This window comes from uncultured Campylobacter sp. (assembly GCF_905373215.1).
Classification (GTDB): Bacteria; Campylobacterota; Campylobacteria; order Campylobacterales; family Campylobacteraceae; genus Campylobacter_B.
Genome location: NZ_CAJPRT010000005.1, coordinates 14376 through 25671, shown reverse-complemented (window position 1 = coordinate 25671; position 11296 = coordinate 14376). Strand labels below are relative to the sequence as shown.

Genomic DNA, 11296 nt, shown 5'->3' with positions numbered 1-11296 from the left:
TGTACCGCTACGACCACCTAAAATAGGCTATAAAGATCATCCAGCAAGAAATATTTTTTCTCCGCAGTGCCCTTGTAATACGGCTCAATCGTCTCGTCATAGGTCTTTTTCATAAAGCCGTTCTTGCTTAGCTTGACTAGCTCGCCGTTTAAGAACTCAAGCAGATCCTTATTGCCCTTAGAAACCGCAATGCCTAAGAAATCCGAAACGCCTAAATTCTTGATATTTACCTCGGTGTCGCTGTCGATTACGGCATAAGCTAAAACTATCAGATTGTCTGTCGCATATCCGATGCCTTTACCGTCCTTTAGCATTTTATAGCATTCGTTTGCGGTAGCGCAATTTACAATTTCAAAACCCTCTTTTCTAAAATACGCTTCGCCCGTAGTTCCGGTTTCTGCGATGATCGGCTTACCGTGTAAATCAGACATAGTTTTGATCTTATCTCCCTTGCGGGTTAGCACGCCGATATTTACTGCGAAATACGGCGTCGTAAAATCAACTAGCTGCTTACGCTCATTTGTGATCGTAAAGGTCGCAAGCACCATATCTACTTTATTTTCTTCCAACACTTTTAAACGCTCGCTAGCCTTTACGGGCACGAATTCCACCTTGCCTGCCTTGCCGCCAAATATATCTTTTGATAGCGCCTCGGCTAGAGTAACCTCAAATCCTTGAAATTTGCCGTCTTCGAATTTACTAAAAGGGGGTTGCGCCTCAAATACGCCTACACGCACACTGCCCGATTGCCTGATCTCTGATAGGGTATTTGCCACTACACTACTTGTAAATAGCAAGAAAATTCCCAAAATTATCTTTTTCATATCGTTCCTTTAATTTGCAATGATTAGCCTAGCCGCGCATTCGCGTCGCTTCGGCAAGCCGTCTTAAGCCGGTCGTATATTATTCGCTCACTTCTCCTTTCGACATTTTTTAAAATTTCTTTACTTTGAAATTTTGCGGCGCATTTTACGCAAATTTCATTTAAAATACATTTAATCTGCGCCGTGATTTAGATCCCAATCGATCTCTCCCAGACCGTGCGCGCGCAGATATTCGTTGCATCTGCTAAAATGCCTGCAGCCGAAAAACGCCCCTCCTGCAAGCGGGCTAGGATGCGCGGCGGTTAAAATGAGATGCCTCTGCGCATCGATCAGCGCCGATTTTGCTTTGGCAAAATTTCCCCACAGCATAAAGACTAAGCTTTGCCGCCTAGCGCTTAAAATTTTAATCACGGCGTCGGTAAAAATTTGCCACCCAAAGCCGCTGTGCGAGTTCGCGCGGTTCGCACCCACGCTAAGGCTCGCATTAAGTAGTAGCACGCCCTGCTTCGCCCAGTAGCTCAGATCGCCGCTAGCAGGCTCGCTGATACCCAGATCGCTTTTAATCTCTTTGTAGATATTTACGAGGCTGGGCGGGATTCGCACGCCGCGCGGCACCGAAAAGCTAAGCCCCATCGCCTGATGCGCGCCGTGGTAGGGATCCTGCCCCAAAATTACCGCGCGCACCCGCTCAAACGGAGTGAGATTGAAGGCATTGAAGATCAAATTTCCCGGCGGATATACGATCTCGCGCGCCTTTGCGGCGAGCAGATTTTCTTTGATCTTCGCAAAATACTCGCTTAAAAATTCCTCCCTAAGCGCCTCTTTCCAGCCGCTCTCGATCCTCACGTCGTCTAAGTTTATCTGCATACCAATCCTTTAAATTTAACGAATTAACGCCATAATTTTACAATAAATTTTAAAAATAGCGTCGCGACCAATTACAGATGCGTCCATTAATACCCCATTTTATTTATTTGAACTATATTAAGTTCCGGATAAAAAATAACCTCGTGATCATAATCGCTCGGTTGTCCCCATTCATGCTCTTTTTTGTGCCATATTCGCCTTTTATCGTTCACTATTGCCGTTATATTTAAATTTTTGATCGAACCATATATCAAATACTCCCGACTGCCGGCATAATGATAAGACGGCATCGCCCACGATAGTTTAAATTCATGCAAATTTGTAGTTTCAGCTATGCAATCGGACTCGGAAACAAACTCGTAGCCCTCTTGCAACATTTTTTGTTGCGTCAAAATAAAAGGCTTATCCGCCTTTATAAAATGCGCGTAACAGATACAAGTCTGTATTTTTTCACTACACGATAAAGGAGGACTTTTTTTGCGATAGATAAGCAAAGTTTCTCCCTTCGTATTTGTCAAGGCTTCAAATTTAGCCAGATTTTTATTTTCTATATATGAAAAATCCGTATTAAGGGGTGAAAATAGAAAGGCTATAAACAAAACAAACAATATCAATGCCGCAAACGGTAATATCAATGCTGCGAGTATGACGATCTTGATGACTTTCCACAATATTTTTAATATCTTTACTGCTTGCATTAAGATTTACCTCCTCTCTATTTTAAAATTTACTGCGGTATTTATAAACCGCACCGCCGACCTTAGCGGCTTTAAAATTTCATCGCGCGGGCTTGCCTCTAAGGCCGTAATACGGATAATCCATCGCCGCAGCGGCAGCCTCTCGCGCAGAGGCGCCTGCGAATTTCTCGATCACGCAAAGACCAAGCTCGATAGAGCTGCTCACGCCGCCTGCGGTGATGATCTCGCCTCCTTCTGGCAGGCTTTCGCGTACGAGTCGCTCGTGCACCACATCCGCGCAGTAAGGCGCCAGCAGATCGTAGCAAAACGGGTGCGTGGTAGCGCGCTTTCCGCGCAAAAACCCCGCCGCGCCCAGAAGCAGCGAACCGGTGCAAACGCTAAACTTATACTTCGCATCGCGGGCGGTCGCGAGCCACGAGATGAAGCCCGCATCGTCCCTCAGGCGGCGCGTCGCCATACCGCCGGGCACAAAAACCGCATCAAAGCCGCCTAGATCCGTCGTGATCTCGCCCCCATCGATCGTAAGGCCGCCGCTGTCCGAAACCTGCTGCTCGCGCGAGCAAAACCTCATCTCAAGCTGCGGACGGACGGCTTTGAGCCTTAGCATACAATCGTAAAATCCCACGAAATCGAGGTGCGTCTGTCCGCTAAACATCACAAGCGCTAGATTTTTCATGATCCGTCCTTTAAATTTATCGCTCGCCTATGAGCTTTCGGTTTGCCGCTGCTGCAATTCTCGGCGCCGCAAGTCGTAAAATACGCGGCAGCTAAAATTTATACCACAGGCTACCCAAAAAAAACCCGCTCAAATAAATTTTAAATTTTACACGCATTAAAAACTTACAGAATTTTACCGCCCGCGAATGAAATTTCAGAAGCGGTTTAAATTTTGCGTGCCTTTTATTCCGCTTTATTCAGACTTGCAAAAGCCCGCAAGCCCGCATAGTGCAGCCTTTTTGAAGCATTCTCAAATTCTAAATTCCAAATCCCCTCGTCGTATTTCCATTCAAACGGCGTTTTGTAATTCGTCCAAATTTCATACGCGCGTTCGTTTAGCCGCTCAATCAACGCAGAAATCCCTAAATCGCCGCCCGCTATCTCCATCATCAAATGCCAGTTATCCAAATCGGCGGGGTCTTCGGTGTGGATGGATTTTTCGCGCGGCAGATAATACACAAAATCGCCCGTATCAAAGGGAAAGAGAGTATGACACAGCGCAATGCCGTAAATTTTTTGAGCGAATACGGTCGGAAGCTGCTCGTCCGAATAGCCAAAAGTCGAAACGTATAAAAAGCTGCGCAAAATGCTCGCTAAATTTCTGCAAACGGGCGCAAAGGCGTATCTGCATGCCTGCTGCGTTAAGGCACCGTTTCGAATAAAACTTATGGCGCTATCGATCTCTTTTCTTCTTGCTTGCACGTATTTTATCTTTTTAAATCGCCAAGCTTGCATCAGCTGCAAAGAGCTATCGATAGCTCGCAAATGCTTGTCTCTTTTTTCATCCGCCGCGCCGCTTAGCTCCGCGATCCTCGCAACGGCCTGCCTCCAAAACGGAATCAGGGTTTTTACCCATCCTAAGTAGCTAAGATAAAGCGCGTTCGGCTCCTCTTTTTCAAAAGCCGCTCTCATCTGCGTAAGTTTTATCATCGCAGCCCTTTTGTATCTAAATTTTATCCCGCTCGCTACTCTTCGTCCTGCGTCTTCTCGCCCGCCATGCAGCTTTGGAATATAAATTTATGCTCCTGCGGCAGCGCTTCGTAAATTTTACCGGCAAGCTCGCGGATCTCCCAAAGTGCCGCCTTACTAGAACGCAGAGCGAGGAAGTTTTGCAAGCTACGCGCGTTTATGCTCCAGCTAAGCTCACTCTTGTAGCACTCGGGCAGGCAGTATTTGGCAATATCAAGGCTGATTGGGCTTTGTAAGATTACGCGTAGATTTTCAAGAGCCGCGATACTTGCATTATCGACCGTTTCGTTGCCGGTAAGCACGATGTATCGCGCGGCGTTTTCGAAATCCCCTTGCGCGAAACTACCCTCGCCGCGCAATTCTTTGAGAGTGTAGCGCGTGGATTTTACGCTAAGGCTTGCTAGGCGGTGGCGCGCCAGCTCCTGAAGCAGCGCGCGCGAGATGCCGCTGATGTAGAAGTTGTAGTAGAGGTGTTCGAGCGTGCTTGAGTGCTTGAGCTGGTTGCCGACGCGGTCAATGAGCGCTAGGTCTTTGGCGCCGCCGCAATCGCCGCGCTCAAAGCTCTGCCAGCAGGTGCGGATCGCATTTGAGCAGACCCAAAGCGGAGTGAAATTTAGGAGTTTGACTTGCATGATTATCCTTTGAAATTTTAAGCGCATTTTAACGCTATCGCACTTTTAAACCGATAAAATTTCGCAAAACGATGCTTTTAATAAACGAAGCTTGCGCCTAAGCTTTGCGAGCAGAAATGCTTCATTTTATCTTTTTTCGCTGCCGCCGCGAGAGATTAAAATTTCATTCAGCTTGTAGCGTGTGTGTGAATATTTGCTAGGCTCACCACGCCCCAAAGCCACGATGATCGCAGGACGAAATTTCGCCTCTAAAGCGCAGAATTTTTCCAAAGCTGCGGCGTCAAAACCAGTCATTATACACGAGCGCACGTCAAAGCCCTCGGCGATATTAGCGATATTTGCCACTAAGATATAAAGCTGCTTGGTCGCGTAGTTCATCAGCGCTTCGTCGTCTAAGCCCGCAAATTTCGCGCGGAAATAATTCATCGCAGCTTCATATTTTTGCGGAGTATTTGCGCGGCGGCGGACGGTGCGCTCTAAATACGCTTCGCCCACGCGCAGATCGTTACGCGCGATTAAAATCACGGCGTGCGAGCACTCGGCTACTTGTGGCTGGCTGTTGCAGGCTACAGAAAGCTCTTTTAGCTCACAAGGATCCGAGATTATCATCATCCTCCACGGCTCCAATCCGCATGAGCTGGGACTTAAGTGCGCAAGATCAAGTATCTCGCGCACGAGCTCGCTATTTAGCTTGTCGCTGCAAAATTTACGGCAGCTGTGGCGAGAGAGCATCACTTCTTTTATCGATTTCATTTTATCTCCTTTAAAATTCGCGGCATTATAGCGGGTTTGCCTAAATTCCACCCGGTTAGCTTGGCGAGTTAAGCTAGATTTTGCTAATATTGCCCTTTTAAATTCCGCCACAAGGCATAATATGAATGATAAATTTAGCAAAATCGGCTTCATCCTCGCAGTCGCAGGCAGCGCCGTGGGGCTCGGTAATGCGTGGAAATTCCCCACTTTAGTAGGCACCAACGGCGGCAGCGCATTTATCTTGCTATATCTTTTGCTGACGCTTTTGGTTAGCTTCGTGATTTTTTTAGCCGAGATCGTCATCGGCAGGCTAAGCGAAAGTGATCCGGTGCGCGCATTTGAAAAGCTCGCACCCTCATACAAAGGCGTATGGAAATACGCGGGATTTTTTATGATTAGTGCGCTTTTGATCTATGCTTTTTACAGCGTCGTAATGGGCTGGATCCTAAAATACGTGGTCTCAAGCGCTTTGTATCTGCCAAAAAGCATAGATGAAAGCGGCGCAGCGTTTAATGCACTTTTAGGCAGCGATTTTTCAAGCGTGGCGGTGTGCTTCACCGTAGCGTCGGCGTTTTGCTTTTTCATCGTATCTAAGGGCGTTAAAAGCGGCATCGAGCGGCTTAATGTCTGGATGATGCCCGCTCTATTTATTTTGCTGGTTTTAATGCTAATGTACGCCGCGAGTTTCGATGGATTCGGACGTAGCGCGAAATTCTTGCTAGTACCTGATTTTTCCAAGCTTAATAAGGATAGCGTTCTTTCGGCGCTAGGACTTGCGTTTTTTACACTCTCACTTGGCGTTACTACGATTATGACCTATGCTGCAAGCCTGCCTGCGCGCACTAATATCCTAACCTCAAGCATAAATATCGTCTGCATTAATGTCCTAATCGGCGTGATGATGGGGCTTATCGTCTTTACTTTCATCTTTGAATTCGGTGGCGATCCCAAAGCGCAAGGTCCGGGACTAGTGTTTGTCTCGCTGGTGGTGCTTTTTTCAAAGCTTGGTGCGATCGGAAACATCCTAGCCTTTTTATTTTTTACCTCGCTGTTATTCGCGGCGATTACTTCTGCAATTTCGATGCTGGAGCCTGCGATTTATTATCTCGTAAACTCCCGCAAGCTAAGCCGAAAGCGCGCTTCACTTTTAGTTTTTGCCGTGACGTATGTTTTAGGGATATGCTGCATTTCGGGTTATTACAGAGGCACGAGCGAATACTTTAGCCTAGGTGGCAAGAGCTTTTTTGACGTGCTTGATTACCTAACCTCAAATATCTTAATGCCTCTTAGCGGCATAATTGTGGCGATTTTCGTCGGCTTCGTGATCAAAAAACGAGCCGTCGAAATTCTACTGCGCCCATATATGGGACGAATGGGCTTTAAGCTGTGGTATTTCGTGCTGCTGCGCTTCGTGGCGCCAGTCGCGATCGTAGTGATCGCGCTCAATCAGCTAAAAATTTTAAATTTTTAAAATTTGCAAAGCGGATGGATAGCATGGAAGTTAAAATTTGGCGCTAAAGCAGTCCAAAAGCGACGGGCAAAATTTCATAGCAAACTTGCGGCGATCCGTGAGCGGCCATGGCGGCTGTCAAAAATCGCGCTTGGAATTTTACGTCTAGATAGGAGCATGCGGCGACCGCAATCAGCCTTCGGCGTGACCGCGCTAACCTGCGCGGCAACCTGCGCAAGACCGCGGCAAAGACGCCGTAGCGCAGCCGTGTCTGATTGCGCTACGGAATTTTAAAATTTCGCGGCTTTAAAATTTAAAAATCATCGGAGCGAAAATGAACGATAAATTTAGCAAAATCGGCTTCATACTTGCCGTCGCAGGTGGGGCGGTGGGGCTTGGCAACGCATGGAAATTCCCCACCCTCGTGGGTCAAAACGGCGGCAGCGCCTTTGTGCTTTTATACCTCGCGCTCACGTTGGGAGTGGGCTTTAGCATATTCTTAGCCGAGATGGCGCTAGGCAGGCTGAGCGGGAGGGATCTACCGAGCGCGTACGAGACGCTAGCGCCGCGCGGCGGACGCAAATGGCGCGCGGGAGGCGTTTTCATCGCGGGCGGCATGCTGGTGCTGTCGTTTTACCTCGTCATCCTCGGCTGGGTGATCCGCTATATATTTTTGGGCTTTTCCCCGCTGCCCGCAACCGCCGAGGAAGCGGGCGCCGTCTTTGACGATCTCATCTCGCATTCGCTAGCCACGAGCCTCGGCTTTTACGCGCTTGCGCTCGTGCTGACGCTCTCCGTCGTCGCGCGCGGCATCAAAAGCGGTATCGAGCGGCTAAACGTCGTGATGATGCCGCTTCTTTTCGTGCTGCTGCTCGCGATGCTTGCGTATGCGTGCACGATGCAGGGCTTCGGCGCGGCGGCGAAATTTCTTTTCTACCCCGATTTCGGCAAAATCACCGTTAGCTCCGTCCTATCCGCGCTCGGGCTCGCTCTCTTTACCCTGTGCGTGGGCGTCGGCTGTATCGCGGCATACGCGGCGTCGCTTAGCGAAGGGGTGCGGCTCGTGCGAAGCTCGGTAAACATCGTATTTATCAATATCGCGATCGGGCTGATGATGGGGCTAATCGTCTTTACCTTCATCTTCGAATTCCATGCCGATCCCGCGCAGGGTGCGGGGCTGGTCTTCGTATCGCTCACTACGATGTTTGCAAAAATGGGGCTAGCGGGGCAGGTGCTTGAAGTCGCGTTTTTCGTCTCGCTCTTTTTCGCGGGAATCACGAGCGCAGTTTCGATGATAGAGCCCTTCGTCTTCTATCTCATCGGCAGATTTAAAATTTCGCGCCTGCGCGCAGTCTGCATCTCGGGGTGCGTCATAGCGGTGCTAGGCGCATGCTCGCTACTATCGATGCACGCGGATTATGCGAGCAGGTTTAGGCTTTTCGGCGCAAGCTTTTTTGACTGCCTGGACTTCGTAAGCTCAAACGTCATGTTGCCCCTAGGCGCGCTAACCTCGGCGATCTTCGTGGGCTTTGTGATGGATGCGCAGCGCCTGCGCGGGCTTTTTGGCGCCGACATGGGCGAGCTTGGATTTAAAATTTGGTACTTTTCGCTGCGCTTCGTAGCGCCCGTCGCGATCGTGATCATAATGGCAAATCTGCTGTTTTTCGGCGGAAAGTAGGAAGCGATTCGGTTAAATTTAAAGCGGCATGGGTTTAAATTTAACCCTCTTTGCGTGAGCTAAATTTAAACGTTAACACCGCAACCCGCTAGGCTCGTATTTTAACTAGCGTTTTGCTAAAGGAGTAAATTTTGAAAGCTCTTAAATTTATAGCCAAAGCCCTAATCGCGGCGCTCGGCGTTTGTGTGATCGTCGGCGCGCTTAATTACAGCGGGTTTAGCTTCGGCGATCTAAAATGGCTTAGCAAAGATGAGATGGTGCAAAATTTCGTACAGGACGAATTGGAAAATTATTATTATAAAGGGAAGTCCAAATACAATAAACTTTACACCATAGATACCAACTTAACATTTCACGAAGCTATTTCTAAAATCAACGGAATCTTTGAAAATCATTCAAATGACAAGGACTTTAATTCAATACATGATCTAAATTCTTCACTCCCTTTTAGAGATATTACAGACGAAATGGTATCGGATGAAAAAATCCCATGGACTTTTTCAGATTTTATCTACCACCATACTGTCAATAATGTCGATGCGGGAGATAATTACACGTATAGACCATTTGAAGGTAATAGAAAAATAGACTATAAAAAAGAAAAAGGTAGAGTGATTATTCTTGATCAACATTACTTATCAAATATTTATTTATCAGATACTTTCACCATAAAAGAATGTCGTAAAGAAACATCGTTTATTGATAGAATACTGGGCGAAAGCCAATTTTGTATGAAATTTATAGCGATAAAACGTATCCCCAATGAGTATGAGCCGAGCAAGCGGTATCGTGACGATCCAAATTTTATATTCAATAGCACGAAACGGAATTTTGATATATTTTTAAAAAATATAGATTCTGAAGAAAGCTGCCTCGGTATTATTGATTGCTATGAGGCTAGATTAGACAACCACGGAAGCAGATATATAGGATTTATGAAGCTTTTTGAGCTTATGAAATGATATGATGTTGGCAGTATTATATTAATTTGAAGTAACGATATCAAGCGCCCTAGCTCCGTGCGTAGCAAAACATAAAATTCCTCGTAAAATTTTACGCTTGACATCTTACGAATAGATTTTACCGAAGTAAAATTTTATCGGACGGCGCCGCACCTCGTGCTGCGAGCGCAAAACGTTTAGCAAATATCGCGATAAATTTAAACTTATCATAGTGGAACTTGAAAGAAAAGACGCGACGCCTTCAAAGCGCGTACGAAGCTACGTGGCAATATTTGCGACAAGCGGTATAAACCATGCCGCTAAATTTGGAGCGAAATTTTAAATAAGGCTAAATTTAATAAAATTTAACCGTTCATTATCGATAGCAGCTCGGTGTTGTCTTTGGTTTTTAGCATCTTGGCGTATAAAAATTTCAGCGCCTCGACATCGTCCATCGTCGAGATCGCCGAGCGCAACGCCCAGATTTTTTGCAGATTTTCGCTGCCTTGCAAAAGCTCCTCTTTGCGCGTACCCGACTTGGTAATGTTGATCGCGGGGTAAATTCTGCGGTCCGAGATATTACGATCGAGGATGATCTCGCTGTTGCCCGTGCCTTTGAACTCCTCGAAGATCACGTCATCCATTCGTGAGCCGGTCTCGATGAGCGCGGTAGCGACGATGGTAAGCGAGCCGCCGTTTTCGATATTTCGCGCCGCACCGAAGAAGCGCTTCGGCTTATGCAGGGCGTTTGCGTCCACGCCGCCGCTTAGGACTTTGCCGCTACTAGGCGTGACGGTGTTGTAGGCGCGCGCAAGGCGGGTGATGCTATCAAGCAGGATGACGACGTCCTTGCCGTTTTCGACGGCGCGTTTTGCCTTTTCGATGACGAGCTCGGCGACGCGAACGTGGTTGAACGCAGGCTGATCGAAAGTCGAGCTAAACACTTCGCCGCGCACGCTGCGCTCCATGTCGGTTACCTCCTCTGGGCGCTCGTCGACTAGCAGCACTAAAAGCTCGACCTCGGGGTGGTTGCGCGTAATGCCGTTGGCAAGCTCCTTCATAAGCTCCGTTTTACCGCTACGCGGAGGCGCCGTGATGAGCCCGCGCTGCCCCTTGCCGATCGGGGTGAAAAGATCTAGTACGCGACCGGTAAGGCGCATCGGGTCATATTCAAGCTTGAGCTTTTCGGTCGGGAAAAGCGGCGTGAGATTGTCAAATAGCGGGCGCTCTCTGGCCTCTTGGATGGATTTGTAATTGATCGCCTCGATCTTTAAAAGCGCATAGTACTTCTCCTGATCCTTCGGCTCGCGCACCTGGCCCGTGACGATGTCGCCGACGCGCAGGGCAAATTTGCGGATCTGGCTTAGGCTCACGTAGGCATCGTTAGCGCTGTCGCTTAAATTTGAATCTATGCCGCGCAAAAAGCCGTAGCCCTCGGCGGTAACCTCCAAAATCCCCGTAAAAAGTATGAAGCCGCCCTGCTTCGTCTGCATACGTAAAATTTCAAAAACGAGCGCTTGGCGGCGGAATTCGCGCGGGTTCTCGACGCCTAGCTCGTCTGCTATGGCGATGAGATTTTCAAGATCCATCGAGCGGAGCTCCTCGATCTGGTAGCCCTCGACGGGAACGTGCGTTTTAGCGTAAGTTTTTCTGCCGTTTTGATTAGAATTTGAAACGGCGGTCTGAGCGGAATTTTGATTTGTATTTTCCATTTGTCCTCTTAGAGTGTGAAGTTATTAAATTTGGTTTTAAAAAAGTCGTGAAATT

At 47.9% G+C, this 11296-nt stretch carries 11 protein-coding genes; 3 read left to right on the top strand and 8 right to left on the bottom strand.

The genetic code is table 11. The annotated features are described in order from the left end of the window. Positions 1-17: 17 nt before the first annotated feature. The 7 genes from QZ176_RS03665 to QZ176_RS03635 form a co-directional block, all read right to left on the bottom strand. Positions 18-824, bottom strand: coding sequence for a transporter substrate-binding domain-containing protein (locus QZ176_RS03665; RefSeq protein ID WP_295151329.1), 807 nt, complete (start codon positions 822-824; stop codon positions 18-20). A 171-nt stretch (positions 825-995) separates the two neighbouring features. Further along, positions 996-1691: a uracil-DNA glycosylase gene (ung, locus tag QZ176_RS03660; RefSeq protein ID WP_295151328.1), complete on the bottom strand. Its 696-nt coding sequence runs from the start codon at positions 1689-1691 to the stop codon at positions 996-998. Positions 1692-1777: 86 nt separating this feature from the next. Beyond that, positions 1778-2389: a hypothetical protein gene (locus QZ176_RS03655; protein WP_295151327.1), complete on the bottom strand. Its 612-nt coding sequence runs from the start codon at positions 2387-2389 to the stop codon at positions 1778-1780. Positions 2390-2468: 79 nt separating this feature from the next. Continuing rightward, positions 2469-3065, bottom strand: coding sequence for a DJ-1/PfpI family protein (locus tag QZ176_RS03650; RefSeq protein WP_295151326.1), 597 nt, complete (start codon positions 3063-3065; stop codon positions 2469-2471). A 224-nt stretch (positions 3066-3289) separates the two neighbouring features. Beyond that, the gene (locus tag QZ176_RS03645; protein WP_295151325.1) at positions 3290-4036 is read right to left on the bottom strand and encodes a hypothetical protein; all 747 of its coding nucleotides are present in this window, start codon (positions 4034-4036) and stop codon (positions 3290-3292) included. A gap of 35 nt (positions 4037-4071) precedes the next feature. Next, positions 4072-4707 (bottom strand): FAD-dependent thymidylate synthase, encoded by a 636-nt coding sequence (thyX, locus tag QZ176_RS03640; RefSeq protein ID WP_295151324.1) that lies wholly within the window; start codon positions 4705-4707, stop codon positions 4072-4074. 126 nt (positions 4708-4833) lie between these two features. Beyond that, positions 4834-5460 (bottom strand): nitroreductase family protein, encoded by a 627-nt coding sequence (locus QZ176_RS03635; protein ID WP_295151323.1) that lies wholly within the window; start codon positions 5458-5460, stop codon positions 4834-4836. A gap of 121 nt (positions 5461-5581) precedes the next feature. Here QZ176_RS03635 and QZ176_RS03630 point away from each other — a divergent pair, with 121 nt between their 5' ends. The 3 genes from QZ176_RS03630 to QZ176_RS03620 all read left to right on the top strand — a co-directional run bounded on the left by QZ176_RS03630 (position 5582) and on the right by QZ176_RS03620 (position 9550). Continuing rightward, positions 5582-6931 (top strand): sodium-dependent transporter, encoded by a 1350-nt coding sequence (locus tag QZ176_RS03630; RefSeq protein WP_295151322.1) that lies wholly within the window; start codon positions 5582-5584, stop codon positions 6929-6931. Positions 6932-7244: 313 nt separating this feature from the next. Further along, positions 7245-8588, top strand: coding sequence for a sodium-dependent transporter (locus tag QZ176_RS03625; RefSeq protein ID WP_295151321.1), 1344 nt, complete (start codon positions 7245-7247; stop codon positions 8586-8588). Between the two features lie 131 nt (positions 8589-8719). Continuing rightward, positions 8720-9550 carry a hypothetical protein gene (locus QZ176_RS03620; protein WP_295151320.1) on the top strand — a complete coding sequence of 277 codons (831 nt, stop codon included), beginning with the start codon at positions 8720-8722 and terminating at the stop codon, positions 9548-9550. 344 nt (positions 9551-9894) lie between these two features. On the opposite strand, the gene rho is transcribed toward QZ176_RS03620, so the two are convergent. Then, positions 9895-11241: a transcription termination factor Rho gene (gene rho, locus QZ176_RS03615; protein ID WP_005873347.1), complete on the bottom strand. Its 1347-nt coding sequence runs from the start codon at positions 11239-11241 to the stop codon at positions 9895-9897. Positions 11242-11296 lie beyond the last annotated feature (55 nt).

Coding starts and splice junctions, on each gene's coding strand:
- QZ176_RS03650 (WP_295151326.1), bottom strand. CDS start 3,065: ATGAAAAATCTAGCGCTTGTGATGTTTAGCGGACAGACGCACCTCGAT.
- QZ176_RS03645 (WP_295151325.1), bottom strand. CDS start 4,036: ATGATAAAACTTACGCAGATGAGAGCGGCTTTTGAAAAAGAGGAGCCG.
- ung (WP_295151328.1), bottom strand. CDS start 1,691: ATGCAGATAAACTTAGACGACGTGAGGATCGAGAGCGGCTGGAAAGAG.
- QZ176_RS03630 (WP_295151322.1), top strand. CDS start 5,582: ATGAATGATAAATTTAGCAAAATCGGCTTCATCCTCGCAGTCGCAGGC.
- QZ176_RS03665 (WP_295151329.1), bottom strand. CDS start 824: ATGAAAAAGATAATTTTGGGAATTTTCTTGCTATTTACAAGTAGTGTA.
- QZ176_RS03635 (WP_295151323.1), bottom strand. CDS start 5,460: ATGAAATCGATAAAAGAAGTGATGCTCTCTCGCCACAGCTGCCGTAAA.
- thyX (WP_295151324.1), bottom strand. CDS start 4,707: ATGCAAGTCAAACTCCTAAATTTCACTCCGCTTTGGGTCTGCTCAAAT.
- rho (WP_005873347.1), bottom strand. CDS start 11,241: ATGGAAAATACAAATCAAAATTCCGCTCAGACCGCCGTTTCAAATTCT.
- QZ176_RS03655 (WP_295151327.1), bottom strand. CDS start 2,389: ATGCAAGCAGTAAAGATATTAAAAATATTGTGGAAAGTCATCAAGATC.
- QZ176_RS03625 (WP_295151321.1), top strand. CDS start 7,245: ATGAACGATAAATTTAGCAAAATCGGCTTCATACTTGCCGTCGCAGGT.